Origin of the sequence: Nocardia kruczakiae NBRC 101016, assembly GCF_001612965.1 — a bacterium.
GTDB classification, from domain to species: Bacteria; Actinomycetota; Actinomycetes; order Mycobacteriales; family Mycobacteriaceae; genus Nocardia; species Nocardia kruczakiae.
On sequence record NZ_BDBL01000095.1, the window covers coordinates 1 to 355 of the forward strand.

The following is a 355-nucleotide window of genomic DNA, read 5'->3' on the forward strand; positions in this document are numbered from 1 at the left end:
AGTGATCATCGAGTACGGACCCGTCGACCGCGCGTGGATCTTGTCGTCCACCAAGTGATGCAGCTTCAGGATGTACATGTAACCCACCGCCACCGGGTACGGGAACGGCTCACCGGAACGGCCGTCGAACAACACCGACTTACCGTTCGCGTCGACCATGACCTCGCCGTCGCGGTTGGGCAGGGTCGAGGTGAGCAGGCCGGCGAGTTCGGCTTCGTGCGCACCGTCGAACACCGGCGTGGCGAGATTCGTATCCGGTTGTGCCGAAAGCAGTTCCGCGGGCAGTCGCTGCGCCCAGTCGGGGCGGGCGCCGTCGGTGAGCCGAATGTCCCACCCCGCCTTGGCGATCCATCCC

Annotated in this window: 1 pseudogene; it reads right to left on the reverse strand. The window is 65.6% G+C overall.

Annotation, left to right across the window (positions count from 1 at the left end):
- A pseudogene (locus NK1_RS33150) lies at positions 1 to 355 on the reverse strand (DNA-directed RNA polymerase subunit beta); the annotation flags it as partial.